Consider the following 23,699-nt stretch of genomic DNA (forward strand, 5'->3'; position numbering starts at 1 on the left):
CCGGCGTGCTGGCAGTCCTCCTGGGATTCGCGAGTTGGTCACCAGCCCAGGCTGATGATCTGACCGACCGCAAGGCCGACCTCCAACGCGAGATCGCGCGCCAGGCATCCGTCATCGACGACGCTGAGGCCGCGCGGGACTCCGCCGTCGAGGACGCGCGGGTGGCCCGCGCACAGCTGGCCGACGCAGGCGCCAAGTTGGCCAAGGCCGAGGCAGAACTCCGCGCCGCGGAGGATCTCGACGAGCAGCGCGCCGACGAGCTCGCCACCGCCGAACAGGAACTGGACGTCGCCACCGAGAAGCTCGAAGTGGCCAACCATGAACTCGACCAGGCCAAGGCCGACGTCGCAGCGGCCCAGGCTGCCCTCGACTCGGTCAACCGCCGGCTCAACGAAGAGATCCTGGTCACCACCCAGCACAGCACCGGCCTGGTCAACCTCGCACTGATCTTCACCGACGTCAACGCGTCGAACCTCAACCAGCGTGCGCAGCTGGCCCAGAACCTCATGACCTCCTCGGCGGTGCAACTCGACGAGCTGGAGATGCGCCGCCTTTCCCTCGAGGACGCGGAATCGCGCGCCGATGCTGCCCAGCAGGCTGCCGACGAGGCCCGCCAGGTCGCCGACGCCGCCCGCGATGTCGCCGACGAGGCCCGGCAGGCCGCCGCTCGTCAGCTCGATGAGAAGCAGTCGGTGCAGGAGCAGGCCGAGGCGCTGCGGGCCCAGGTCGCCGACCTGGTGGTCGCAAGGGACAAGGCCGAAGAGAGCGCCCGTCAGCAGGTCGTTGCCGAGGAGACGCGTCAGCGTGAACTCGTGGCCGAGAACGCCGACGTCGAGAAGCGCATCCAGCAGCGGATCGAAGCTCAGAAGAAGGCAGCTGCAGAGAAGGCAGCTGCAGAGAAGGCTGCTCGCGAGAAGGCTGCCCGCGACAAGGCGGCCCGTGACGCTGCCGCACAGACAGCCGCAGCCAAGGCGGCGGCCGCCAAGAAGCCGGCCCCCAAACCGCAGGCCGCGGCAGCCGTTTCAGCGCCGAAGAAGTCATCCAGTTCCTCTCGCAACAATTCCGTCTTCATCCGCCCCGTCGAGGGTCGCCTGACCTCCAGGTACGGCATGCGCCTGCATCCCGTGCTGGGCTACCGCAAGCTGCACGATGGCACCGACTTCGGCGCGGCGTGCGGCGCCCCCCTCCGTGCGCCCGCGGACGGCGTCGTGACGGAGCGCTACTTCAACCGTGGTTACGGGAACCGCCTGATGATCGACCACGGCTATGTCCGCGGGTCCTATGTCACGACCGGCTTCAACCACGCCACCAACTACATCGTGGGCGTGGGCACCCGGGTGAAGCAGGGCCAGGTCATCGGCTACGTCGGTTCCACGGGCTACTCCACCGGTTGCCACCTGCACCTCATGGTGTGGCAGAACGGCCGGGTCGTGGACCCGCTGTCCGGCTGGTTCAACTGAGGCGTGGTTTAATTACCGGATGCCCAGGGAGACCGGAAAGAAGCTCGTCGCACAGAACAGGAAGGCCAGGCACGATTACCACATCGGTGACGTGTTCGAGGCCGGCCTTGTTCTGACGGGTACCGAGGTCAAGACGCTGCGCGCCGGCCGCGCCACCATCGCGGAGGCGTACGCCACCGTCGATGAGCAGGGCGAGGCCTGGCTGATCAACGCCAACATCCCGGAGTACGAGTTCGGTACCTGGCGCAACCATTCGGCCCGGCGTACCCGGAAACTGCTGTTGCACCGCAAGGAGATCGAGAAACTCTCCCGCGCCACCGACGACTCCGGCCGCACGCTCATCCCGTTGTCCCTGTACTTCAAGGACGGCTACGCGAAGGTCGAGATCGCCGTCGCCACCGGTAAGAAGGACTGGGACAAGCGCCACGCCATCGCCGAGCGCGATGCCCAGCGCGAGATGCAGCGGGCCCTGGCGCACCGCAACAAGTACAACAACCGCTGAGACCCTCACCCGGGCCCGTCCAGGGTCGTTTTCAGGGTGCTTCCCGGTACTGCCGAGGCGACCCTCCGACGACAATGGATACATGAGCGAGTACCAGCAGTTCCCCGGAGTGACCGACCAGCAGCGAGACCGTGCAGTGGACCACCTGCAGGCCTGTTACGCGGACCGCTCCATCGACGAGGCTGAGTTGGATCGACGCCTCGACCTCGCGTTGAACGCCCGCGACCGCGTGGAGTTGAACCGGTCCCTGGTGGGGCTGGCCCGCATCGCCCCTGCTGTGCTCACCCGTCCGAGGCCGGGTCAACCGGCTCCTGCCGAGAACCTCGGGGCGGGCCTGACCCAGTTGTCGGGCCTCTTCACCTGGTTCCTCGGGCCTGTCGTCGTGAAGGCGGTGGCCACGCCGGGCAGCCGCGTCTGGTGGGAGGCGAGCCGGGCCCTCAGTCTGCAACTGACGGCGGCTGCCGTGGCAGCCGCAGCGTTCCTGTTGGGGATCGTGTTCGGGGCGGAGGGCTTCATGTTCCTGGCGTGGCTGGCCTGGTTCGGCGGCACGATCTGGGCGTCCGTCCGTGCGTTCAACGGACAGTCCGGCACCGGCCGGCTCGAGCCGTTCCTGCTCGTCAGGACGCAGCGGCCGAAGCAGGCGATTCGCTGACATGCGCTAGAATGGTGTGAACAACTCAACAGGGGGTGACTGGTTTCGACTCGGGACGGTAGTCCCAGGAGAAGCGGGCCGAGGATCCACGTTTATCTCGTAAACGCTGCGTGGAAACCAATAAGTGCCAACAACAACAGCACTGACTTCGCTCTCGCTGCCTGATCAGCGACCGAAGGGTCAGCCCGGACGAGCCTTCGGTCCGGTACCTGGCCTCATTTAGAAGGCTTGCTGAGTAGCTTGCGTATCAGGGGCTACTCGGGACTTAACTGATGCTGGGTCTGTCTGCGACTTGCCGACGAAGAGTGCAGGGACCGAGAAAACGACAATGTCGGCTGCGCCCGGAGAAGTCCTGGAACATCTCTTGAGGACGCGGGTTCAATTCCCGCCACCTCCACCCCTGTGCCTCGTGCCCATCCGCTGACCAGCGGGTGGGCACGAGGTTTTTTGCTGCCCTCGTGACGGGCGACCGTTAGGGTGGTGGGCATGCATACCGGTGCGATCGCCGTGGGTCAGTTGCTCGTCGCCACCCAACCTGGGCGCGGCGGCTACTTCGACCGCTCGGTCGTCCTGATCGTCGAGCACCACCTCGAGGGCACCGTCGGCGTCTGTCTCAACGTGGTCTCGGACATGCCGCCGGAGGCCGCCGCGGCTCACTTCGCACCGCTTCTCAGCCCACCTGGCATCCTCTTCGAAGGAGGCCCGGTCAACAGCGACGTGGTGCTGGCCCTGGGCAAGCCGGCCGCAGAGGATGTGGAACCGCCCGGCTGGGAACGACTGGCCGGCGAGGTGGGGCTGGTGGACCTCCGTTTCCCGAGTGAACTGCTCGAATCCTCCTTCGTCGGTCTGCGGCTCTTCGTCGGTCTCTCCTCGTGGTCGCCCGGCCAACTCGAGGGCGAACTGATCCGCGGCTCCTGGTTCCGCACGGAGGTGCGCGCCGACGACGTGTTCGGCAATCCGGACGGCCTGTGGCGCCGCGTGCTGCGACGCATGGGCGGCCTCCCCGGAAGATGGTCCACCTGGACGGAAGAACCCGCTTTGAACTGACCATCGCGGGTCACCGAGGTGACCCCTGCGCATGTAAGACTTCGGGGGTATGCCGCTACCGAGGAGGGCCGTTCGTGACCGACGACAACTTCGACGACGAGATCCTGGCTCCTCCCGCAGACGTTGTCGCTGAGGCAGCCGCCGTCGCCGACGACTCGGACGAATGGCACCCCTCGCACGGTTTCGCCGATGCCCGGCTGGCGGTACGGATCTGGATTGACGAGGATGTCCGGCAACTCACGAAGGTGCACGTCTCACCGCGCTGGCGTGAGATCCTCGGACCCAACCGCACGCTGGAGGACGCCTTCGAAGAGGCCTTCTTCGCCGCTTCGATTCGATCCGCCGGTGCTTCTGATCCGCTGGACTTCGCCGTTCTACCGGAGCCAACTCCGGATCCCGAGTCGCCCCTCACGTGGGATGACTTCGACGCCGTGCAGGAGCGCATCGTGGCCCTGGGCGAGCGACAGGCGGCACTCAGGGACAGGCCGGACCACGAGATCAGGTGGGCGGACATCGACGGTGAGAAGACGGTGGCCCAGCGTGGTCCCGTCTCCGTGTCGCTCACCTGGTCGGGCCTGGCCGAGGCCGTACGGTTCGACCGGAACTGGTTGCGCACCGCCACCCCCGACCACATCTCAGCCGCTGTGGTGCAGACAGCACGCAGCGCGTATGGCAACTACCACCCGCCCCATTTCGTGCCCGGCGAACACGAGGAACTGGCCGGCGAGTTCTTCCAGGCGCAGCGAGACCTGCTCACCATCATGGCGAAGGGAACCCGATGACGGACCACAACAAGGGCGACGAAGTACGCTTCGATTCACCCCAACTGCATGCCCGGATCGACGGACCCCTGGCGGCGGATCCCTGGGGAGCGCTGGACGAGGACGAATACGCCGTTCCCGGCGAAGTCACGGGCGCCGAGACGGACAAGAACCGCGAGGACCGTCGACGGAGGAAGGCCGCCGCGATGGCACTGCGCGGTTCCGGCACCCGTGGGAGGAAGGGCGGCGGGGCAGGAGCGATGCCCCCCGCGATGATGCCTCCCAACGCCACCGTGGGTGGCGTGGGCGCCGCCCCGGGTGGGGCGGGCGCCATGCAGCCCATGATGTCGGCCGGCCCCGGCGCCGCGGGTGGTGGCATCCCCACCATGCTGCAGGGGGCGCAGGCCGGCAGGCTCGCCGGCCCGTCGCTGTTCGGACCTTCGGGTTCCGGTGCGTCCGGGGCAATGTTCGGCCCTGGCGGTTTCACGGCGCCCGGTGGGGGCCTGATGGCAGCCGGCACGGAGGACTCTCTAGACGCGGAGCAGCTCCGGGAGGCCCTCCGTCGCAGCGGTCTCGATCAGCTGGTCGCAGTGGACAGTGACGGTCGCATCATCGAGGACCCGCTCGTCGACACGGACGGAGACGGCGTCCCGGACACCCCACTGAGCAAGGTCCGCCAGCGGGATGGCAAGAACACCGCTCCCACCGCAGGGGTCCAGGCCACCGGCCTGCAGTCGGTCTACCAGCAGGGACCCGGCAGCGGCTCCTACGCCCCGGGCGCCATGGCGCCCGGCACCACGGCACCCGGCACCACGGCACCCGGCACCACCGTTCCAGGCACGACGTTGCCCGGCAGCAGCGGGCCGGGTGGCACCCAGGCCCCGTCGACCGGCTACTACCCGGGCGGTCCGGTGGCCGCCGGGGATGCCAGCGGTTCGGAGACCGATCCCAGCACCAACTCGCCGGGCTCGCAGTCTGGCGGTGGTTTCGAGTACGACGGGGGCCACCAGACGGGCGTGCGTCCCCAGGACGGCACCACGTACACCTCGACGAGCCCCACGTACACCAGCACGGGCAGCCAGACGGGCACCCGCCCATCGGGCAGCACCTCCTTCGGGCAGCCCACCTCCACGTACAGTTCCACCGGTGGTTCCGACTACTCGGTGAACACAGATCAACTGCGCAGGGAATCCACCAACTGGAGCGACCTCGCGGACCGGTCGAAGCCCATGCAGGACACGATCATGTCCACGCCGGAGCCCGGAGCCATGTTCGGCGTGATGACTGAGGCGGTGCCGCCCTACCGCACCGCGGTGGAGAGCAGCGTGCAGGCCGCCTCAGACGCTGGGCTCGAGGCCGAAGCTCAAGCGATGGCGCTGGACGCCGCCTCCAACAACTACGACCAGAACGAAACGCAGGCCACTGACAGCCTCGGAGGGATGAACTCGTGAGCAGCCCACGCTATGACGCGATCAGCAACTCGTTGTCCTCCGCGCGCAGCCTCGCCTGGACGGCGATGCGCAACGACGTGGTGGAGAACTTCCTCGTCCTCAGCCGCCTCGAGAACCTGGGCCAGACCATCCGGGCACCCTGGATCGCAGCGGAGGCGGTGGGACTCTGGATCAGCATCAACTCCCGGTTGACGGCCATCAGCGCCCACCACGCCTGGCTGGGGGCCAGCAGGCGTTCCCCTGATCTCCTCGGGGAGGCGGCGGGCCAGTGGGGCACCGTCGTGCAGCAGCAGGAACAGATCGTGGCAACCGTCCGCGCGAACAAGGGCCGGATCCGGAACAGCGAATGGACCGGCGACGGGCAGGACAGCCACGTGGCGGATGTGACGCGTAAGGAGCGCAAGGAACTGGCCTTCGCGGAGAGCGTCGAACGCATCGTCACGGGTTGCAAGCAGGCCAGGATGGTGACCAACATGCTGCTGGAGCGCGCGGTGACCATGTGCGCCACCACCGAGTTGCAGTGCGCCGTCGCCAGGACAGGGCCCTCGGCCACGTCGCCGCGTGCCCGCAACTGGCGGATGCGTAAGGTCGAGGCCATTCTGGGCCAGCTGGAAACCCGCTACGCTGCGTTGCACCGCGGTGATGGGTGGAAAGACGCTTCGCTGAGGATCGCGACCATTTTCGACGAGAACGCCGAGACGTTGCGGATGCTGCACACCATGCCGGGAGGCCCGCTGCGGATGACCGCAGTGTGACGGCTACGGCCTCTCGCTACCATTGACGGCAGAGCAAGGAGGCTGGGGTGACCGAGGCCAAGGGCAAAGCCCGGATACTGGTGGTGGACGATGACGCGGCGCTCTCAGAGATGCTGCAGATCGTCCTGCACCAGGAGGGGTTCGAGACCGTCCGGTGCGGGACGGGCAACGAGGCGTTGCAGGAGTTCCGCCAGTCCCGTCCTGACCTCGTGCTTCTCGACCTCATGCTGCCGGGGCGCGACGGAGTCTCCGTCTGCCGCGACATCCGCGCCGAATCCGGCGTACCGATCGTCATGTTGACCGCCAAGTCCGACACCTCGGACGTGGTGGCCGGTCTCGAGGCGGGGGCCGACGACTACGTGGCCAAACCGTTCAAGGCGAAGGAACTCATCGCCCGGATCCGTACCCGCTTGCGCCGCACCAGCGGGGAAGTGGGCTCGGACATCCTGACCATCGGAGACCTGGCGATCTCGGTCTCGTCCCACCTCGTGAAGCGGGGCGAGGAACACCTGCCCCTCACCCCACTGGAGTTCGAACTGTTGCTGGCCCTGGCACGCCGCCCGGCCCACGTCTTCACCCGCGAGGCCCTCCTCGACGAGGTGTGGGGCTATCGCAACTCGGCAGACACCCGCCTGGTCAACGTGCATGTACAGCGGCTGCGGGCCAAGATCGAGAAGGACCCGGAACACCCCGAAATCGTGATCACGGTCCGCGGCATTGGATACCGCGCCGGTGAAACGCAGAACTGACAGCACCCGGGCACGTCCCGCGCGAGGGCTCAAGGCACTTTGGTGGGGTTCCCTGCCGCTGCGGGTGCTGATCTCGACGCTCGGCCTGTCAATGGTCTTGATGACGCTGGCCGGGGTCGTCCTGATGCGTCAGGCCACGGCGGGCGTCGTCGAGACGAAGCGACAGGCGGCGCTGAACGAGGCGTCGGGCGTCTACGCGTTCATGCAGGAGCAGTTGCGCACGCCAGAGGCGCGGGGCGCCGCCATCCATGAATCGCTCAGCCGGCTGGCGGACCTCGCCGACGCCCAAGCGGCGCAGTACCGGGTGGTGATCCAGGGGCCGGTCTCCAGCCTCACCTCCACCGGCATCCGCGCGGAGTCGGTACCGGTCGGGTTGCGTGACCGGGTGGAGCAGGACCAGGGCATGTTCATCACCCCGACGCGGGTGGTCTTCACCGACCCCACGATGCAGCCGGAGCCCGGCTGGGCCATCGGCGCCGCACTGATCGGCGAGACCGGGGAGCGCTTCCCGGTGTTCTACATCTTTCCCATGACCACCGAGCTGCAGACCCTGAGCGCCCTGCAGGGAGCCGTCATCGCGGCCGGCGTGGCGCTGGTGGCAGCACTCGGGTTGATCTCCTATCTCGTCACGGTGCAGGTGGTGAGGCCGGTGCGGAAGGCCAGCACCACCGCGCTGCAGCTGGCGTCCGGCCAACTGGGGGAGCGCATGCTGGTGCGTGGTACCGACGACCTGGCGCTGCTGGCCACCTCCATGAACCGGATGGCCGCTGAGCTCCAGCAGCGGATCCGTGAGCTGGAGACGCTGTCCACGCTGCAGCAACGCTTCGTCAGCGATGTGTCCCACGAGCTGCGCACCCCGATGACCACCATCAAGATGGCCGCGGATGTGTTGCACGATGCGCGTAGCAACTTCGACCCCATCACTGCGCGTTCGGCGGAACTGATGAGCCTCGAGATCGACCGGTTCGACCTCATGCTGGCGGATCTCCTGGAGATCTCGCGGTTCGACGCGGGTGCGGCAGTCCTGGCCCTCGACGAGACCGACGTCGCGTCGCTGGCCGCCGCAGAGGTGGCAGGGAGCCGGTCGATGGCCGGGGCCCTGGGCGTCGAGCTTCGGTTCGAACAGGTGGACGAGGACACCACCGCCGAGGTCGACACCCGTCGGGTCAGGCGGATCCTGCGCAACCTGATCACCAATGCCATCGAGCACAGCGAGGGCAGGCCGGTGGTGATCAGGGTGGCTTCGGACCACGACGCGGTGGCGGTGACCGTGCGCGACTACGGCGTCGGCTTCAAGGCGGAGGACGCGGCCCGCGTCTTCGACCGGTTCTGGCGCGCAGATCCCAGTCGCACCCGGCTGGTGGGTGGCACGGGATTGGGGCTTGCGATCGCGATGGAGGACGCCCGGTTGCACCGCGGGTGGTTGACGGCCTGGGGCCGGCCGGGGCGCGGTGCCCAATTCCGGTTGACGCTGCCGCGGGAGTCAGGGCACGAGCTGACGAGCTCGCCGCTGGCCGTCGTACCGGCTGATGACAAGGAGGTGAGCGCATGAGACGCGCTGTGGCCGCCCTCACGGCACTCCTGCTGTCGCTGACCGGTTGCACCACCATTGCGACGTCCGGGCCCGTCGAGCAGGTGCCTCTGGCCGCGCAGCCGCGGGGCATCGACATCGCCCCGGAGCCGCCGAGCGAGGATATGACGCCGGTGCGTCTCGTCGAGGGCTTCCTTCAGGCCATGGCAGACCCCGACGGCGAGTACGCCATCGCCCGGCAGTACCTCACGAGCGAGGCGGCCTCGGGCTGGGCCCCCGTCGACGCGGTCGTGTTCGATGGCGAAGTCACCGGCGGGATGGATGCCGCGGCGGCCACCGGCACGGTCATCGGACACCTGGACGCGACCCATCGCTACACCGCGCACACCGAACCGTTCGAGCATGATTTCGGGCTAGTCGAGCAGGAGGGCCAGTGGCGGATCAGCGCACCGCCCGACGGGCTCCTGCTGACCCGCTACAACTTCGAGCGCTACTACTCGCGCGTGACGCTCTACTTCATGAGCCGCGTCGGAGCGCACGTGGTGCCAGACCCCATTCACCTGCCCGAATCGCTCCTCACCCCCAGCAACGTGCTGCAGGCCCTGTTCCAGGGGCCGGCCGAGGAGATCAACCGCTCGGTCATCGACGCGCTGCCGCGGGGGGTCAGGCTCGGGGATGGCGGCGCCACCATCGACCAGAGCGGCGTGGTGACCGTGGACCTCGCCCGGCTGCCCGTGGTCCTGGGCGACGACGACCTGCGCCGGCTGGGCGCCCAGTTGCTGTGGACGCTCACGTCCATCCCGCGCGTCACGGGCATGATCGTCACGAGGGAGGGCGGCCGGACGGTACCCATCCCGGGCGCTTCGGCCAATGGCGTGCTCGAACTGGCCACGCAACAGGGGTACCAGGTGCTGTCCCGCGCGGCGGCCACGGACCTGTTTGGCGTGCGTCGCTCACGAGTGGGTCGCATCACCGGCCAGGACGAATTCGAGATCATGCCGGAGATCGGCTTCCGGGTGGCGGACGTGGCTGTCTCCGTCGACGGGGGCAGCATGGCCGTCATCAACGAGGACCGCACCGAATTGTCCACAGGTGGGCTGGGCGGCCCCGTCTCGCAGGTGGACCTCCCGCTGAGCAACCTGCGCTCTCCTCAGTTCGTGCTGGGCACGTTGTGGCTCCTGGGCGACGACATGAGCGGGACCCCCCGCATGGCCACCATCGACCGTGCGGGCCAGGCGCAACTGGTCAGCGCGGAGGTGGGAGTGGGCCGGATCAGAGACTTCTCCGTGTCGCCCTCCCGCGCACGGGTCCTGATCGTGGCAGACGTCGGAGGGGTGCCGACGCTCGGCGTGGCCTCCCTCCTGGGGGCCAACCCGGTCACCGCCACCCAGTGGCGGCCGTTGGAGATCGTCGCGCCGGCCGGTGATGCACTGACGGACCCGGTGGCGCCCACGTGGCAGGCGGAGACCTCCCTGGCGGTGGCCGCCACCAGCGCGGGGGTGCGCTCGATCTTCACCGCGCAGCTGGACGGCTCAGTGGTGCAGGACCTGGGCGCGATCACCGGCGGAATCGTCGACATCGCGTCGAACGTGCGGCTGGGGGGCGGACCCATCGCGGTCACGACCGACCTGGACGTGACCTGGCGCTACGAGGCACGCACCCGGTGGACCCGCCTGGCGGACGAGGTGACGGCGGTGGCCTATCCGGGCTGATCTGTGGACAAGGGTGGAGCGGCCCCCGCGTTGGCCACAGTGGGGGTGTGCTGACCTTCTTCCACGCCGCCGCTGACCTGCTCCTCGGAGCATCGTGCCCCGGCTGCCAGGCCCCGGGTTGGGGGTTGTGTTCCGGTTGCCGCGGACTGCTCGCGGACCCGCCGGAACTGATCGAACGCGGGCTCGACGTGCCGCTGGTGGCGGCATGTCAGTACCGCCCTGTGCTCGAACACGTGATTCCCCGGTACAAGGATGATGGCGCCCTGCACCTGGGCGCGGCGCTGGGGGACCTCCTGGCCCGGGCCGTGGCGGGGCTCGATCCCCCGTCCCACGCTGTTCTGGTGCCCGTGCCGTCGCGACCCTCGGCCGTGCGGGAACGGGGATTCGACCATGCACGGCGGCTCGCAGCCCGGGCCGCCGGGCGCTGTGGGCTGCCATGGAGGCCGCTGCTGTCGCGGTCACGCTCGGGGGAGGACCAGTCAGGGTTGGGGAAGCTCCAGCGCAGCAGCAACCTGGCGCACTCCATGGTGGCGCTGGCAGACGGGGCGCCGGCCGTCGTGGTCGACGACGTCGCCACCTCGGGTGCCTCGCTCCGGGAATCGGTCCGCGCGCTGCGGGCGGCGGGCGTACCGGTGTGGGGAGGCGCCGTGATCGCCCAGGCGGAGAAACTTCCGGGACACACCCCCAAACGCGTGACGCACCCTTGAGGGTGAGGGTAGCGTTGGTCCATGGACACGCCGCAGGCCCAGCTCGCTGGGCGACCTGCGGCGTTGTGCATACCGACCGGGATCCCTCCCTGTCGTGTAGCAAGTCGTCAGTGGGCATAAGCCCTGATAGACGGAGGATAAAATGGACATCGTCGTCACAGGTCGTCAATGCACGATCAGCCCCGAAGTCAAGGAGCTCGTCAGCGAGCGCTTGGCCACCATTGAACGGTTGCGTGACCGGGTCATTCGGGTTGAAGTCGAATTCCAGGCATCCGAGGGGACGAAGAATCCGTCCGACGCGACCACGGTCCAGTTGACTCTGCGGAGCAGGGGACCCGTGATCCGTGCCGAAGCCAATGCCGAAGACAAGACCGCTGCATTTGAGATCGCCCTCGACCGACTGAAGTCCCAGCTTCGTCGGGCGGCAGACCGGCGCAAGACCCACCGTGGCCTGCGCGCCGGCGCCGTTCCCGAGTTCGCTCCCGCACCGGAGCCGACCGAGGAGGAGGAGCAGGGCGTGCCCGTCACGAACGTCGCCGGGCTCGTGGTGACCGGCGACGGCCCGCTCGTCGTGCGCGAGAAGGTCTTCGAAACTGCGCCCCTGACGTTGGCGCAGGCGCTGGATGAGATGGAACTGGTCGGCCACGACTTCTTCCTGTACCAGGATGCGGAATCCGGCCGTCCCTCTGTGGTCTACCGCCGCAAGGCCTACAACTACGGCGTGATCCAGCTCGATGTGAGCTGAGCCCCACGGCCCCACAGCGCTCGCCCCGACCGAAAAGTCGGGGCGAGCGCTGTTCTGCGCCCCTTGGCGAGTGGGGTTAGGATGGCTGGCGGTAGTCGGCACCGGCCCGGCACGCAACGCGACACGAAGGATGCGCCCCGTGGGAATCATGGACTTTCTGAGCGGCCTCGGCTCGGGAGCACAGCTCCGAAAGCTGCGGAAGGTGGCCGACCAGGTCAATTCCATCGAAGAAGAGTTCCAGGCGATGTCAGACGCAGAGCTTCGCGAAGAGACGCAGAAGTTCCGTGAGCGGATCGCGGACGGGGAGTCCCTGGACCGCATCATGCCGGAAGCCTTCGCCGCCGTCCGCGAGGCGTCGGTCCGCGTGTTCGACAAGCGTCACTTCGACGTGCAGCTCATGGGCGGCGCGGCCCTCCACTGGGGAAACATCGCCGAGATGAAGACCGGTGAGGGCAAGACCCTCGTCGGCACCCTCCCGTCCTATCTGAATGCACTCAGCGGCAAGGGTGTGCACGTCGTCACCACGAACGACTACCTCGCCAAGTACCAGTCTGAGCAGATGGGCCGCCTCCACCACTTCCTCGGCATGGAGGTGGGCGCCATCCTGACGTCGATGACCCCCGAACAGCGCCGTGCCGCCTACAACTGCGACATCACCTACGGCACGAACAACGAGTTCGGCTTCGACTACCTCCGCGACAACATGGCCCTGCGCAAGGCCGACATGGTTCAGCGCGGCCACCACTACGCGGTCGTGGATGAGGTCGACTCCATCCTGATCGACGAGGCCCGCACGCCGCTGATCATCTCCGGCCCCGCGGAGGACAACCACGAGTGGTACCCGGTCTTCGCCAAGATGGCCCTGACGCTGCGCCGCGACGTGGACTACGAGGTGGACGAGAAGAAGCGCACCATCGCCGTGCTGGCCCCGGGCATCGAGAAGGTCGAGGACCGTCTCGGTATCGAGAACCTCTACGAGTCGGCCAACACCCCGCTGATCTCCTACCTGAACAACTCCATCAAGGCCAAGGAACTGTTCAAGCGCGACAAGGACTACGTCCTCGCGGGCGACGAGGTCCTCATCGTCGACGAGCACACCGGCCGCACGCTGGCCGGCCGTCGCTACAACGAGGGTCTGCACCAGGCGCTGGAGGCGAAGGAGGGCGTCAAGATCAAGGACGAGTACCAGACGCTGGCCACCATCACGCTGCAGAACTACTTCCGCATGTACGAGAAGCTGGCCGGCATGACCGGTACCGCGAAGACGGAAGAGGGCGAGTTCCAGAAGATCTACGGTCTGGGCGTCATCCCCATCCCGACCAACCGGCCCATGGTACGCGTCGACCAGGCGGATCTGATCTACCGTACGCAGGAGGCCAAGTACGAGGCCATCGTCCGCGACATCGCGGAGCGGCACGCCAAGGGCCAGCCTGTTCTCATCGGTACGGCCTCCGTCGAGAAGTCCGAGGTGCTCTCGGCGCTGCTGAAGAAGGCCAACGTCCCGCACAAGGTCCTCAACGCCAAGCACCATGAGAGCGAAGCCGCCATCGTCGCGGAGGCCGGCCGCAAGGGTGCGGTCACGGTCTCGACGAACATGGCCGGCCGAGGCACCGACATCATGCTGGGCGGCAACCCCGAGTTCCTCGCGGACCTCCAGCTGCGCAAGGAGGGCCTGGACCCCCAGGAGACGCCCGAGGAGTACGAAGCCCGATGGAACGAGACGCTCAAGGCGCTCGAGGACCAGGTGAAGGTGGAGCACGAAGAGGTCGTTGAGCTCGGCGGTCTGTACGTCGTCGGCTCAGAGCGTCACGAGTCCCGGCGCATCGACAACCAGCTGCGTGGCCGTTCCGGTCGCCAGGGCGACCCGGGCGAATCGCGGTTCTACCTGTCGCTCAGTGACGACCTCATGCGCCTGTTCCGTCCCGAACTGCTCGAGCGCGCGCTGCTCATGATGAAGGTCCCCGACGACGTGCCGATCGACATGAAGTCGGTGTCGAAGTCGATCGAGGGCGCGCAGAAGCAGGTCGAGGGTCAGAACTTCGAAATGCGCAAGAACGTCCTCAAATACGACGACGTGATGAACCGCCAGCGCCACGCCATCTACGGCGACCGCCGCCAGGTGCTGGACGGCGCCGACGTCTCAGCCCAGCTGAAGGCCGCCACCGAGCGCGTCGTCAGCGACGTGGTGCGTCAGCACACCGTCGGCATCCCGGAGGACTGGGACATCGAGACGATGTTCACCGAACTCAAGACGCTGTACCCGGTGACCATCGACATGGACGACATCGCCGACGACCTGCCCGAGCAGGGCGAACTGGTCGAGATGTTCCTCGAGGACGCGGACGCCGCCTACAAGAAGCGCGAGGAGCAGTTGGGTGAGGACACCATGCGCGAGTTGGAGCGCCAGGTCCTCCTGACGGTCCTCGACCGCAAGTGGCGTGAGCACCTCTACGAGATGGACTACCTCCGCGAGGGCATCGGCCTGCGTGCAATGGCACAGCGCGACCCGCTGGTCGAGTACCAGCGCGAGGGTGGCGACATGTTCAACGCCATGATGGACGCCTTCATGGAAGAGGTCGTGGGGTACCTGTTCAACCTGGAGGTGGCTGCGCCGGCGGCCGAGCCCCAGTTGAACGTGGGGCTGGTCACCGACGGCGACGGGTCTGCGGTCGGTGTCGATTCCCTCACCGAGAGCCTGCCCTCCAAGACGGCCCACAAGGTCAAGACCCCGAAGATCCAGGTCCCGGCTGAGGAACCCCAGCAGGAACTCCCGGCCGCACTGGCCAGGGGCCTTGAGCGCAAGAGCGACAGGAACCTCTCCTACTCTGCGCCGGACGAGACCGGTGAGGCCACGCGCACCGGGGTGACCGTGACGAAGTCGGAGCCGAAGGTGGGCCGCAACCAGCCCTGCCCCTGCGGTTCCGGCAAGAAGTACAAGGTCTGCCACGGCAGGCCCGCCGGAGCGGTCTGAGGCATCCTCAGGCCGCCATCATGGCGGCTGGGCGCAGCACGGCGAGTTCCGTGCAGACCCACCGGTCCCGGTGCACGTCCAGGCGGATCGCGCAGCTGATGACGCGCGAGGCACAGAGGAGTGACACCGTCGCCTCCACCGCGCGGGGCGTGGGCATCTGGGTCTTGAGCGGGCCGATGGCCATCCGGCGGAAGAGCCCCGCGTCGGCGTAGGAAGCCAGCCGGATGAACGACGTGGCGGACAGCAACGGCCGCACCTGATGGAGGGCTCTCCGGCCTGCCATCGCTTCGAGGAGCACGTGGATCAGGCGGACGGCCTGGGGCGGTGTCTGCTGGGCGGCGGGGGACGGACGCAGGGGCGTGATGCTGGAGGAGTTCATGCCGGAGACGCTAGATGGCGGCCCTCTCCCGGGTCACGCCTTTCAGTGCAACGGACAACACCGCACTGGCAACGGACAACACCCGGCTGGATCCGGACAACACCTCGGGCCCGTCGGACAACACCCTGTGAAGCTCAGCCGCCGAACATCAGCAGCAGTCCGCCCACCGTGAAGACCACCATCATGGTGAGCAGGGGCAGGTGGATCCTCAGTTGGGCCGGGGCGCTCCGCAACGCGATGTCGTGCGTCACCAGCACGCCGAGCGCGTGCCCGCCGACGATGAGCAGCACCTGCGCCACGGCGATGAACGTCGGGTACATGAACAACGCAGTGTCCGGTGCGGCTTCGATGGTGCCGAAGAGGTTCCAGCCACGGCCCAACGGGTCACTGAACCGGATGAGGGTGCGCTGGCCCTCGAGGTAGAGCATGGTGCCGTAGTGCGAGAGCGCATAGCCCACCACCAGCGGGACGAGCCCGGGAGCGAGCGCATCCATCGAGAGCCCCCGGTACGGCCGGGTACCCAGCCAGAACAGCCCGTAGATGAGCGTTACGGCGGCCAGGAGCGCCAGCGTGCTGACAGGCCAGAGCCATCCGTCCAGCTCCTGGGTGCCGCGGACCCAGAGGCCGGTGTTGGAGAGTGCGTCGAAAAGGGTGCCGCCCAGCAGCACGGAGGCCAAGAGCGCCAAGTGCCGGGGGGCGCGCCAGGACGCAAGATTCCGCACCGGATTGGTCCAGAGGATGACGCCGCGCGCGTTGCGGGCCCACGGCGACATGTGGGCGACCGTCGTCGCATAGGCCTCGAAGGGTTCTGCCTGCTGGATCCAGCGCTGGCCCCGCAGCAGCACGCCTGCAGTGACCCAGACGAGCCATCCGACGGCGAACCAGCGGAGCACGGGCACCGTCGCGCCACCGGGCTGGACCAGTTCGAGGTAGAGGAAGGCCAACAGCGCGAGGGCCGCGGGAAGAACCGATGCCGCGGACTGGAAGGGCGCCGGGGCCGTGGCACCCCTGAAGCGGAGGAGGAGCCGCAGCGGGTTCGTGCGACGGTGGACCTGGCCGAGCAGCAGCGCCAGCGGGACCAACCCCACCCACACCATGACGTAGACGAAGCCCAACACGGGGTTGTCGATGCGGTCGACGCCGAAGAACAGGGCCGCGGCCATCAGCATCCAGACGAGGGCGACGACCACCCTGAGCGTGCGGGAGACGACGGGGGAGTCGACGAGTCGGGTGAGTCGGGGCAGTTCGCGCCCCTGCTGTTCCTGGAACCGGGGCCGCTTCCACGCAAAGATGGCGACCCAGAACGTGATGATCAGCACGACGGCCCCGCCGGCCACGACCAGACCGAACGGGAGGGGCAGGTCTGAGCGTGAGGCGATCCCGTGCAGCGGGATCACGACACCACCACGTCTGCCCAGATGCTGTCGGTGGTGTGCGACTCCAGTTCGTAGCTGCCTGCCATGTCGGCGGTGAACGTCCACTCGATGGTCTGTCCCGGCTCCGTGAACTCCTCCAGTTCATAGCCGTGCAGGTGGGCGTGGTCCGCGATGGCCGTCGTGATGCGCATCGTGACCTCAGCGCCGAGCGCCACCTCGATGCGTCGGGTGGCGGCGGGAGGGTCCGTGATCTCCAGCTTGATGGTCTGCGGGGGAGCGGAGGGCGCGCCGCAGGCGACCAGCGTGACGGCGGTGAGGAACGCGACGACGAGGCGTGACAAGAGCTTCATGGCACCTCGAACCTACCCGAATTCCGGGGCCCGCGCAGCAGACCCCTCCTCTGTGTCACAGTGCGGGACTAGGGTGGGGTCCGTGAAGCGTCAACTGGTGTTCATCCCCATCGCGTCGGACGAGCTCGGCATGCTCCTGGGCGAGCCCGCCGTCGAGAACCGGACGGCCTACACCGTCACGCCCGAACTGTTGGCGGAGCTGGAGTACGGTGATGATGAGTCCGAAGCGGCCGAACACGCCGCCATGGTTCTCGCGTCGGTGGCGGGGCTGGCGCAGCACGGCGAGCGCACCATCGTCGTTGCAGAGGTCGATGAGGCGGCGGTGCTGCCCGGCGAGGACCCGGCCAACGGCCAGGTCATGCTTGCCCAGTGCCCGGCACGCGCCATGATCGCCTGGTTCTCCGAGGAACCGGGGGTGGACGTGGCTGACGCCGCAGCCATCTCCAAGGGGCTCACCATCGATCAGGCATGGGGACAGCCGCAGGTGCAGGAACTCCTCGAGAACCACGAACTACTCTGGAATGACAAGGTCGAATACCAGGGAGGTAGCTGACATGCCACGCTCAATCTGGAAAGGCTCGGTGTCTTTCGGGCTGGTCTCCATCCCTGTGAAGCTCTACGGGGCCACGGAGGACAAGGATGTCAGCTTCCGGCAGGTGCATTCCACCGACGGGGGCCGCATCCGCTACCAGCGCGTCTGTGAGAAGTGCGGCGAGGTGGTCCAGTTCGCGGACATCGCCAAGGGCTATGAGGCCGCAGACGGGCGCCTCGCCATCTTGACGGATGAGGATTTCGAGAACCTCCCGCTGAGCACGCTCAGGAGCGTCGACGTGGTGCAGTTCGTGGACGAGCACGAGGTTGATCCCACGTTCTTCCAGCGCACGTACTTCCTCGAGGCTGAGGCAGCCGGGCAGAAACCCTACGTGCTGCTGCGCGAGGCGCTCGCCAAGGAGAACAAGGTCGCCGTGGTCAAGGTCGCGTTGCGCAGCCGGGAATCGCTGGCGCTCATCCGCGCACAGGGCGACCTGCTGCTGATGCACACCATGTACTGGCCGGATGAACTGCGCAACGGCGAGTTCGCCGCGCCGTCGCAGGAGGTCAAGATCTCGGATGCGGAGATCGAGATGGCCAAGCTCCTCATCGCGCAGTTGGAGGGGGAGTTCGACCCGGAGGCGTACACAGATTCCTATCGCGCCGCGCTTCTCGAGGTCGTCGAGGCGAAGCTTGCGGGCGCTGAGGTGCCGGAGCAGACGGACCGGTCTGCACCGACGGGCGACGTCATCGACCTGATGTCTGCGCTCAAGGCCTCAGTCGAGGCTGCGAAGAAGCGGCGCGAGGAGGCTGCAGCCAGCAAGGCCGGCTGAGGCCGCCGTCTCACGTCAGCGGCTGAGCCAATCAGCCGCGCGGCGCTCCAGACCGGCGAAGGCGTCACGGATGTACGGCTCGACCTGCGCCTCGACCTTCTTGCCCACCAGGGGGATCTTCACCTTCAGGTCACCCGTATAGCGGCCCTGCGTGGTGCCGTCACCCTGGGGGAGCATCTCGGCGTCGGCCGTCACGTCCACGGGCATTCCGGGGACGTCCACGTCCACGGTGCCGCGGACGCTGCCGTCTGCAGCCACGTCGCCGAAGCGGAACACCTGCTTGAGCTTCATGGAGGAACCGATGAACTTGGCGATGGAGGCGGGGACCGGCAGCGACATGATCAGCGTCGTCGCGTCCGGGGTGATGTCCACGCTGTGCTCGGTGGCACCGGCGTGCACAGCGACATCGGCGATGAAGTCCTCATTGCGGAGGAGACCGACGACGCGCTCGGGGTCTGCGGCATAAGTGTGGGTGTAGTCCAGATCCATGACCCCAGACTACTTGCCCGTGAGACTTATCCACGGCCAGCCAAAAGCGGGTTCGCCAGTCCCTAGGATGAGGGCCATGAGAATCGACCTGCACACTCATTCGCGCGTCTCGGACGGCACCGACACGCCGACAACGCTGGTGATGAAGGCGTTCCAGGCGGGGCTCGACGCCATCGCGCTGACAGACCACGACACGTTCGGCGGAGTTCTCGAGGCGCAGGAGGCGGGCAAGCGCATCGGCTTGAAGGTCCTGTGCGGGATCGAGATGTCCACGGAGGTGGAGGGTCGCGCGGTGCACCTGCTGGGGTACGGCTGCGACATCTACGACCGTGACCTGGGCGAGGAACTGGCGCGGATCCGGCACGGCCGCAGCCACCGCCTGCCCATGATGATCGAGAAGCTGAACGCCGCAGGTCTGGAACTGACCATCGACGACGTCAACCGGGTGGCGATGGGCGCGCCGGCCATCGGCCGTCCCCACGTGGCGGATGCGATGGTGGCCAAGGGCTACATCGCGGACCGCGACGAGGCCTTCAAGGTGTGGCTCGACGAGGACCGGCCCGGCTACGTCAAGCGGTATGCGGCGTCGCTCGAGCGGGCGATCGAACTGATCCACGGCGCCAAGGGTGTCGCCGTCATCGCCCATCCGTGGGCGCGCAAGGGACGCGAGGTCATCGACGCGCCCTACCTGGAGCAGCTCGTGCGGGACTACGGGTTGGAGGGCATCGAGGTGGACCACCCGGACCACGACGACGACGCCCGCTCACTCCTGTTCGAGATGGGTGGCCGCCTCGGGCTGCTGCGCACGGGGTCGAGCGATTACCACGGCCTGGGCAAGAAGAACAACCCGCTCGGCGCCAACCTGACGCGAAAGTCCGGCTTCCGCGACCTGCTCGCCAGGATCAGGCGCAGGGGCGGCCAGATCGTCTGACCCGGCACGGTTGGCTAAGCTTGGGCCACACCCACTCACCCCAGGCAGGTTAACCCTATGTCCACCGAAGAGATCTCCCTCGACATCGACGCGTCGCTCGCACGTTCAACCGCGCGTAGCAAGGAGATCGAAGCGGCCCTCGCCAAGGATCCGTCGCAGTTCCGCATCCTCACCGGCGACCGCCCCACCGGGCACCTGCACATCGGCCACTTCTTCGGTTCGCTGCAGAACCGCGTCCGGCTGGCGCAGCAGGGCGTGGAGACCTTTGTCATCATCGCCGACTACCAGGTGATCACGGATCGCGACGGTGTGGGCCCCCTACGTGAGCGGGTCTACTCGTTGCTCACTGACTACCTGGCCATCGGCCTCGACCCGGCCGACGTGACGATCTTCACCCACTCGTCGGTGCCCGCCCTCAACCAGCTGATGCTGCCCTTCCTCTCCGTCGTGACCGACGCCGAACTGCGTCGCAATCCCACCGTGAAGTCTGAACTCGACGACACGGGCGAGCGCCCCATGTCCGGGCTCATGCTCACGTACCCGGTGCACCAGGCGGCAGACATCCTCTTCTGCCGGGCCAACCTGGTGCCCGTGGGCAAGGACCAACTGCCGCACATCGAGCAGGCGCGCGTGATCGCCCGTCGCTTCGACGAGCGGTACGGCCGGGCGGACGCGTCTAGGCCGGTGTTCCCGGAGCCGGAGGCGTTGCTCTCGAAGTCCGGCACGGTGCTCGGCCTGGACGGCACGAAGATGTCGAAGTCCAAGGGCAACACGATCGAGCTGCGGATGAGCGCCGACGAGACCGCCAAGCTGCTGAAGCGCGCCGTCACGGACTCGGACCGCCACATCACCTATGATCCGGCGAACCGTCCTGAGGTGTCCAACCTGGTGAACCTCGCGGCGCTGTGCCTCGGTAGGGAGCCGGAGGACGTTGCGGCCGAGGTCGGCGACGGTGGTGGCGGCGGGCTCAAGAAGCTCGTCACCGAGGCGGTCAACGAGTATTTCGCCCCCATCCGTGCCCGTCGGGCCGAGCTCGAGGCAGACTCCGGCCACCTGGAATCAGTGCTGGCCGCTGGCAATGAGAGGGCCAACGCAATCGCCGACCAGACCCTCGATGAGGTCCGGTCGGCGATGCAGATGTCCTACTGAGCTGAGGCTCAGCTCTCGGGCTTGACCTCAACCCCGGCGCGGGTGCGACGGCGACGACGCCGAGGCTTGCGCTCCGCCGCGGGCTGGGCCGCCGGCTGGTCGCCCTCCGCCTCCGTCGCCCGGTGGCGACGACGGCGCGGGGCTCCGGCCTCGGTAGCGGCGGAGCGCTGGCTGGCCCGACGTTCGCCGGTGCCGCGGAGGCTGGTCTCAGCCCGCTCCTTGGCCGCGATGGTGCCGGGCACGCGGCCCTTGGTGCCCTCGGGGATGTCGAGGTCCGTGTAGAAGTGCGGTGATGACGAGTAGGTCTCTGCCGGCTCCGCGAGCTCGAGGTCCAGCATCTGGGCGATCATCTTCCAGCGGTGCAGATCCTGCCAGTCCACGAGGGTCACGGACACGCCGTTGTTGCCCGCGCGGCCGGTACGCCCGATGCGGTGCACGTAGGTGGCGTCCGTGTCGGGGCATTCGTAGTTCACGACGTGGCTCACGTCCGGGATGTCGATACCGCGGGCCGCGACGTCGGTGGCCACCAGCACCTGGATGGTGCCGGAGCGGAACTTCTTCAACGCGCGCTCGCGGGCCTGTTGGTTGAGGTCGCCGTGGATGGAAGCGGCGGCGAAGCCGCGATCGACAAGCTCATCGGTGAGTCGCTGCGCGGCACGCTTGGTGCGGCAGAAGACCATCACCTTCGTGGTCTCGCGGCCCTGGAGCAGGCGGGCGACCATTTCCGGCTTGTCGAGGTCGTGGGCCTGGTACACGAACTGCTCGATGTCCGGGACGGTCATCTTTGCGTCGTGGCCCTCGGCGCGGATGTTGATGGGCTTGTTCAGCGTGGCGCGGGCCAGCGCCAGGATGGGCGCCGGCATGGTCGCGGAGAACAGCAGGGTCTGGCGGTTCTTGGGCGTCTTGCGCAGGAGCCGCTCGATGTCGGGCAGGAAGCCCAGGTCGAGCATCTCGTCGGCCTCGTCGAGGACGAGTACCTGCACGTGGCTCAGGTCGAGGGCCCCGCGGTCTGCGAGGTCCAGGAGGCGGCCAGGGGTGCCGACGGCGATGTCGATGCCCGTGGCGAGCGTGCCGAGTTGCTCGTCGTAGCTGGTGCCGCCGTAGATGGTGAGGACGCGCATCTTGAGATGCTTGCCCGCCATGTCCATGTCACGGCCGACCTGCAGCGCGAGTTCACGGGTGGGGCACACGACGAGGGCGCGGGGCTTGCCGTGCGCGGGTTTCTCGCCGTCCGACAGGGTCACCATGCGGTGCAGCAGGCTGACGCCGAAGGCGAGGGTCTTGCCGGTGCCGGTGCGGGCCTGGCCGATCACGTCGGCGCCCTGCAGGGCGAGCGGGATGGCGAGCGTCTGGATGGCGAAGGGATGGACGATGCCCGTCTCTGCCAACGCCGAGGTAATGGATTCGTGGATGCCGAGGTCAGCGAATGTGTCGCTGCCTGCAATCTCGTTGTCGCTCAGGGTACTGACCTTTTCGAGTGAGCTCACGGCGCGGGAGCCGCGACCGGAGACGGGCAGAGTGCGCCCGCGAGGGCCCACTCTACCGCAGCCGGTGTCTCAGACCGCTCCGAAGCCTACGGTTCGCGTGCTGGCGCTGCCGATGTCGATGTAGCCGACGCGTGAGGCGGGGATGACGACCCGGCGGCCCTTCACGTCCGTCAGTTCCAGGAGCCCTGAGTTCTCCATCGCTTCCCGCAACTGCGCAATGACCTCGTCGGACGAGGAAGTGGTGTCGATGCTGACTTCGCGGGCGACGTCGGTGATGCCGATCTTGATCTCCATGCGGCCAACTCTAGCGGCGCCGCCAAGGGCCAGGCGTCACTGCTCGATGCGTGCGACCACCACGGTGATGTTGTCCTTGCCACCCTGATCGTTGGCCCACGCGACGAGGGACTCGGCCAGCGCGGGAGGGTTCGGGTAGCGGCTGACGCAGGCGCTGAACAGCGCCGACATGTCCTCCGGGGAGCTCGCGTAGTTCCACAGCCCGTCGGTACAGAGCATGAGCCAGCCGTTGCTCTGGGGCTGGAGGGTGACGACCGACGGCGTGACGTTGGTGGCTTGGCGACCCAGCCACTTGGTGATGGCGTGCGCCTGGTTGGACTGCTCGGCGTCGTCGCGCGACATGCCCAGCATGATGCGCGCCTGCGCCATGGAGTCGTCGACCGAGAGGAGGTCTGTTGAGCCGTCGTCGCTGAACCAGTAGGCACGGGAGTCGCCGATGTTGCCGACGGCGATCATGCCGGGCAGGATCGCGGCGGCGATGAGCGTGCACGCCGAAGGGTCTTCAGCCGCGGCGAGCACCTCGTCGTTGGCGACCGCGAAGGCCTGGACGAAGGCCACGTTGGCCGGCGTCCCGGCGTTCAGGGCGGTGATCAGCGTCTCGACCGTCGCCTCCGTGGCCACCAACGAGGCCAGTTCGGAACCGTGGGCGGTGGTGACACCGTCGGCGATGGCGAGCACCGCCTCCGAGCGGGGTTCTGTCCGGACCGCCAGGCACATGGCGTCCTGGTTGGAGCGGTGCCGCCGGCCGGTGTCGCTGCACCCGGCCACCCAGGGGGCGGGCTCACGCACGTAATGTGCGCGCTCGGAGCGGGGCTGCGGTGTCGACTGGTCCGTCAT

At 67.7% G+C, this 23,699-nt stretch carries 24 protein-coding genes and 1 other RNA gene; 18 read left to right on the top strand and 7 right to left on the bottom strand.

Annotated elements, in window-relative coordinates; translation table 11 throughout:
- The first annotated feature begins 5 nt into the window (after positions 1 to 5).
- The 14 genes from ACZK4S_RS08075 to secA all read left to right on the top strand — a co-directional run bounded on the left by ACZK4S_RS08075 (position 6) and on the right by secA (position 15,043).
- Positions 6 to 1,460, top strand: coding sequence for a M23 family metallopeptidase (locus tag ACZK4S_RS08075; RefSeq protein ID WP_463643932.1), 1,455 nt, complete (start codon positions 6 to 8; stop codon positions 1,458 to 1,460).
- A 19-nt stretch (positions 1,461 to 1,479) separates the two neighbouring features.
- The gene (gene smpB, locus ACZK4S_RS08080; RefSeq protein ID WP_076058688.1) at positions 1,480 to 1,962 is read left to right on the top strand and encodes an SsrA-binding protein SmpB; all 483 of its coding nucleotides are present in this window, start codon (positions 1,480 to 1,482) and stop codon (positions 1,960 to 1,962) included.
- 82 nt (positions 1,963 to 2,044) lie between these two features.
- Positions 2,045 to 2,614 carry a DUF1707 domain-containing protein gene (locus ACZK4S_RS08085; RefSeq protein WP_463643933.1) on the top strand — a complete coding sequence of 190 codons (570 nt, stop codon included), beginning with the start codon at positions 2,045 to 2,047 and terminating at the stop codon, positions 2,612 to 2,614.
- 31 nt (positions 2,615 to 2,645) lie between these two features.
- Positions 2,646 to 3,014, top strand: a transfer-messenger RNA (tmRNA) gene (gene ssrA / locus ACZK4S_RS08090).
- Positions 3,015 to 3,100: 86 nt separating this feature from the next.
- Entirely contained in the window at positions 3,101 to 3,661 is a 561-nt protein-coding gene (locus tag ACZK4S_RS08095) for a YqgE/AlgH family protein (RefSeq protein ID WP_463643934.1), read from the top strand.
- Between the two features lie 74 nt (positions 3,662 to 3,735).
- Positions 3,736 to 4,443, top strand: a complete 708-nt coding sequence (locus ACZK4S_RS08100) for a hypothetical protein (protein ID WP_463643935.1) — start codon at positions 3,736 to 3,738, stop codon at positions 4,441 to 4,443.
- Positions 4,440 to 5,873: a hypothetical protein gene (locus ACZK4S_RS08105; protein WP_463643936.1), complete on the top strand. Its 1,434-nt coding sequence runs from the start codon at positions 4,440 to 4,442 to the stop codon at positions 5,871 to 5,873. The genes ACZK4S_RS08100 and ACZK4S_RS08105 overlap by 4 nt, the downstream gene beginning before the upstream one ends.
- Positions 5,870 to 6,628, top strand: a complete 759-nt coding sequence (locus ACZK4S_RS08110; RefSeq protein WP_463643937.1) for a hypothetical protein — start codon at positions 5,870 to 5,872, stop codon at positions 6,626 to 6,628. The genes ACZK4S_RS08105 and ACZK4S_RS08110 overlap by 4 nt, the downstream gene beginning before the upstream one ends.
- A 47-nt stretch (positions 6,629 to 6,675) precedes the next feature.
- Entirely contained in the window at positions 6,676 to 7,377 is a 702-nt protein-coding gene (gene mtrA, locus ACZK4S_RS08115; protein WP_463643938.1) for an MtrAB system response regulator MtrA, read from the top strand.
- A gap of 52 nt (positions 7,378 to 7,429) precedes the next feature.
- A complete protein-coding gene (mtrB, locus tag ACZK4S_RS08120; protein WP_463644136.1) occupies positions 7,430 to 8,929 on the top strand; it encodes an MtrAB system histidine kinase MtrB in 1,500 nt (499 codons plus the stop codon).
- Complete coding sequence (locus ACZK4S_RS08125) at positions 8,926 to 10,620, top strand: LpqB family beta-propeller domain-containing protein (protein ID WP_463643939.1); 1,695 nt, start codon at positions 8,926 to 8,928, stop codon at positions 10,618 to 10,620. Before mtrB ends, ACZK4S_RS08125 begins: the two co-directional genes overlap by 4 nt.
- Before the next feature lie 47 nt (positions 10,621 to 10,667).
- Positions 10,668 to 11,327: a ComF family protein gene (locus tag ACZK4S_RS08130; protein WP_463643940.1), complete on the top strand. Its 660-nt coding sequence runs from the start codon at positions 10,668 to 10,670 to the stop codon at positions 11,325 to 11,327.
- A gap of 142 nt (positions 11,328 to 11,469) precedes the next feature.
- Positions 11,470 to 12,072 (top strand): ribosome hibernation-promoting factor, HPF/YfiA family, encoded by a 603-nt coding sequence (gene hpf, locus ACZK4S_RS08135; protein ID WP_182763447.1) that lies wholly within the window; start codon positions 11,470 to 11,472, stop codon positions 12,070 to 12,072.
- Between the two features lie 139 nt (positions 12,073 to 12,211).
- Positions 12,212 to 15,043 (top strand): preprotein translocase subunit SecA, encoded by a 2,832-nt coding sequence (secA, locus tag ACZK4S_RS08140; RefSeq protein WP_463643941.1) that lies wholly within the window; start codon positions 12,212 to 12,214, stop codon positions 15,041 to 15,043.
- A gap of 7 nt (positions 15,044 to 15,050) precedes the next feature.
- On the opposite strand, the gene ACZK4S_RS08145 is transcribed toward secA, so the two are convergent.
- From ACZK4S_RS08145 to ACZK4S_RS08155, 3 genes are all read right to left on the bottom strand, one after another.
- Entirely contained in the window at positions 15,051 to 15,422 is a 372-nt protein-coding gene (locus ACZK4S_RS08145) for an Rv3235 family protein (protein ID WP_076058709.1), read from the bottom strand.
- Positions 15,423 to 15,556: 134 nt separating this feature from the next.
- The gene (locus ACZK4S_RS08150; RefSeq protein ID WP_083665321.1) at positions 15,557 to 16,819 is read right to left on the bottom strand and encodes a hypothetical protein; all 1,263 of its coding nucleotides are present in this window, start codon (positions 16,817 to 16,819) and stop codon (positions 15,557 to 15,559) included.
- Positions 16,816 to 17,148 (bottom strand): cupredoxin domain-containing protein, encoded by a 333-nt coding sequence (locus ACZK4S_RS08155; protein WP_463643942.1) that lies wholly within the window; start codon positions 17,146 to 17,148, stop codon positions 16,816 to 16,818. The genes ACZK4S_RS08150 and ACZK4S_RS08155 overlap by 4 nt, the downstream gene beginning before the upstream one ends.
- 82 nt (positions 17,149 to 17,230) lie before the next feature.
- On the opposite strand from ACZK4S_RS08155, the gene ACZK4S_RS08160 reads away from it, so the two are divergent.
- Entirely contained in the window at positions 17,231 to 17,701 is a 471-nt protein-coding gene (locus ACZK4S_RS08160; protein WP_463643943.1) for a DUF6912 family protein, read from the top strand.
- 1 nt (position 17,702) lies between these two features.
- Positions 17,703 to 18,512: a non-homologous end joining protein Ku gene (gene ku, locus ACZK4S_RS08165; RefSeq protein WP_076058713.1), complete on the top strand. Its 810-nt coding sequence runs from the start codon at positions 17,703 to 17,705 to the stop codon at positions 18,510 to 18,512.
- Positions 18,513 to 18,527: 15 nt separating this feature from the next.
- Here ku and ACZK4S_RS08170 read toward each other — a convergent pair whose 3' ends face one another.
- Positions 18,528 to 19,001 carry a DUF2505 domain-containing protein gene (locus tag ACZK4S_RS08170; RefSeq protein ID WP_076058715.1) on the bottom strand — a complete coding sequence of 158 codons (474 nt, stop codon included), beginning with the start codon at positions 18,999 to 19,001 and terminating at the stop codon, positions 18,528 to 18,530.
- A 76-nt stretch (positions 19,002 to 19,077) separates the two neighbouring features.
- On the opposite strand from ACZK4S_RS08170, the gene ACZK4S_RS08175 reads away from it, so the two are divergent.
- A complete protein-coding gene (locus ACZK4S_RS08175) occupies positions 19,078 to 19,932 on the top strand; it encodes a PHP domain-containing protein (RefSeq protein WP_076058717.1) in 855 nt (284 codons plus the stop codon).
- 57 nt (positions 19,933 to 19,989) lie between these two features.
- Positions 19,990 to 21,081 carry a tryptophan--tRNA ligase gene (gene trpS / locus ACZK4S_RS08180; protein ID WP_463643944.1) on the top strand — a complete coding sequence of 364 codons (1,092 nt, stop codon included), beginning with the start codon at positions 19,990 to 19,992 and terminating at the stop codon, positions 21,079 to 21,081.
- A gap of 8 nt (positions 21,082 to 21,089) precedes the next feature.
- Here trpS and ACZK4S_RS08185 read toward each other — a convergent pair whose 3' ends face one another.
- From ACZK4S_RS08185 to ACZK4S_RS08195, 3 genes are all read right to left on the bottom strand, one after another.
- The gene (locus tag ACZK4S_RS08185) at positions 21,090 to 22,568 is read right to left on the bottom strand and encodes a DEAD/DEAH box helicase (protein WP_463643945.1); all 1,479 of its coding nucleotides are present in this window, start codon (positions 22,566 to 22,568) and stop codon (positions 21,090 to 21,092) included.
- Positions 22,569 to 22,637: 69 nt separating this feature from the next.
- Positions 22,638 to 22,862 carry a DUF3107 domain-containing protein gene (locus tag ACZK4S_RS08190; protein WP_076058722.1) on the bottom strand — a complete coding sequence of 75 codons (225 nt, stop codon included), beginning with the start codon at positions 22,860 to 22,862 and terminating at the stop codon, positions 22,638 to 22,640.
- A gap of 36 nt (positions 22,863 to 22,898) precedes the next feature.
- Entirely contained in the window at positions 22,899 to 23,699 is an 801-nt protein-coding gene (locus tag ACZK4S_RS08195) for a PP2C family protein-serine/threonine phosphatase (RefSeq protein ID WP_076058724.1), read from the bottom strand.

It is taken from the genome of Tessaracoccus zhenghani, from assembly GCF_055326325.1.

What these genes read in the sequence shown, in the direction of transcription:
- smpB (WP_076058688.1), top strand. Translation starts at nt 1,480, where the DNA reads ATGCCCAGGGAGACCGGAAAGAAGCTCGTCGCACAGAACAGGAAGGCC.
- ACZK4S_RS08085 (WP_463643933.1), top strand. Translation starts at nt 2,045, where the DNA reads ATGAGCGAGTACCAGCAGTTCCCCGGAGTGACCGACCAGCAGCGAGAC.
- ACZK4S_RS08095 (WP_463643934.1), top strand. Translation starts at nt 3,101, where the DNA reads ATGCATACCGGTGCGATCGCCGTGGGTCAGTTGCTCGTCGCCACCCAA.
- ACZK4S_RS08105 (WP_463643936.1), top strand. Translation starts at nt 4,440, where the DNA reads ATGACGGACCACAACAAGGGCGACGAAGTACGCTTCGATTCACCCCAA.
- ACZK4S_RS08125 (WP_463643939.1), top strand. Translation starts at nt 8,926, where the DNA reads ATGAGACGCGCTGTGGCCGCCCTCACGGCACTCCTGCTGTCGCTGACC.
- hpf (WP_182763447.1), top strand. Translation starts at nt 11,470, where the DNA reads ATGGACATCGTCGTCACAGGTCGTCAATGCACGATCAGCCCCGAAGTC.
- ACZK4S_RS08145 (WP_076058709.1), bottom strand. Translation starts at nt 15,422, where the DNA reads ATGAACTCCTCCAGCATCACGCCCCTGCGTCCGTCCCCCGCCGCCCAG.
- ACZK4S_RS08155 (WP_463643942.1), bottom strand. Translation starts at nt 17,148, where the DNA reads ATGAAGCTCTTGTCACGCCTCGTCGTCGCGTTCCTCACCGCCGTCACG.
- ku (WP_076058713.1), top strand. Translation starts at nt 17,703, where the DNA reads ATGCCACGCTCAATCTGGAAAGGCTCGGTGTCTTTCGGGCTGGTCTCC.
- ACZK4S_RS08170 (WP_076058715.1), bottom strand. Translation starts at nt 19,001, where the DNA reads ATGGATCTGGACTACACCCACACTTATGCCGCAGACCCCGAGCGCGTC.
- ACZK4S_RS08175 (WP_076058717.1), top strand. Translation starts at nt 19,078, where the DNA reads ATGAGAATCGACCTGCACACTCATTCGCGCGTCTCGGACGGCACCGAC.
- trpS (WP_463643944.1), top strand. Translation starts at nt 19,990, where the DNA reads ATGTCCACCGAAGAGATCTCCCTCGACATCGACGCGTCGCTCGCACGT.
- ACZK4S_RS08190 (WP_076058722.1), bottom strand. Translation starts at nt 22,862, where the DNA reads ATGGAGATCAAGATCGGCATCACCGACGTCGCCCGCGAAGTCAGCATC.
- ACZK4S_RS08195 (WP_076058724.1), bottom strand. Translation starts at nt 23,699, where the DNA reads ATGACGGACCAGTCGACACCGCAGCCCCGCTCCGAGCGCGCACATTAC.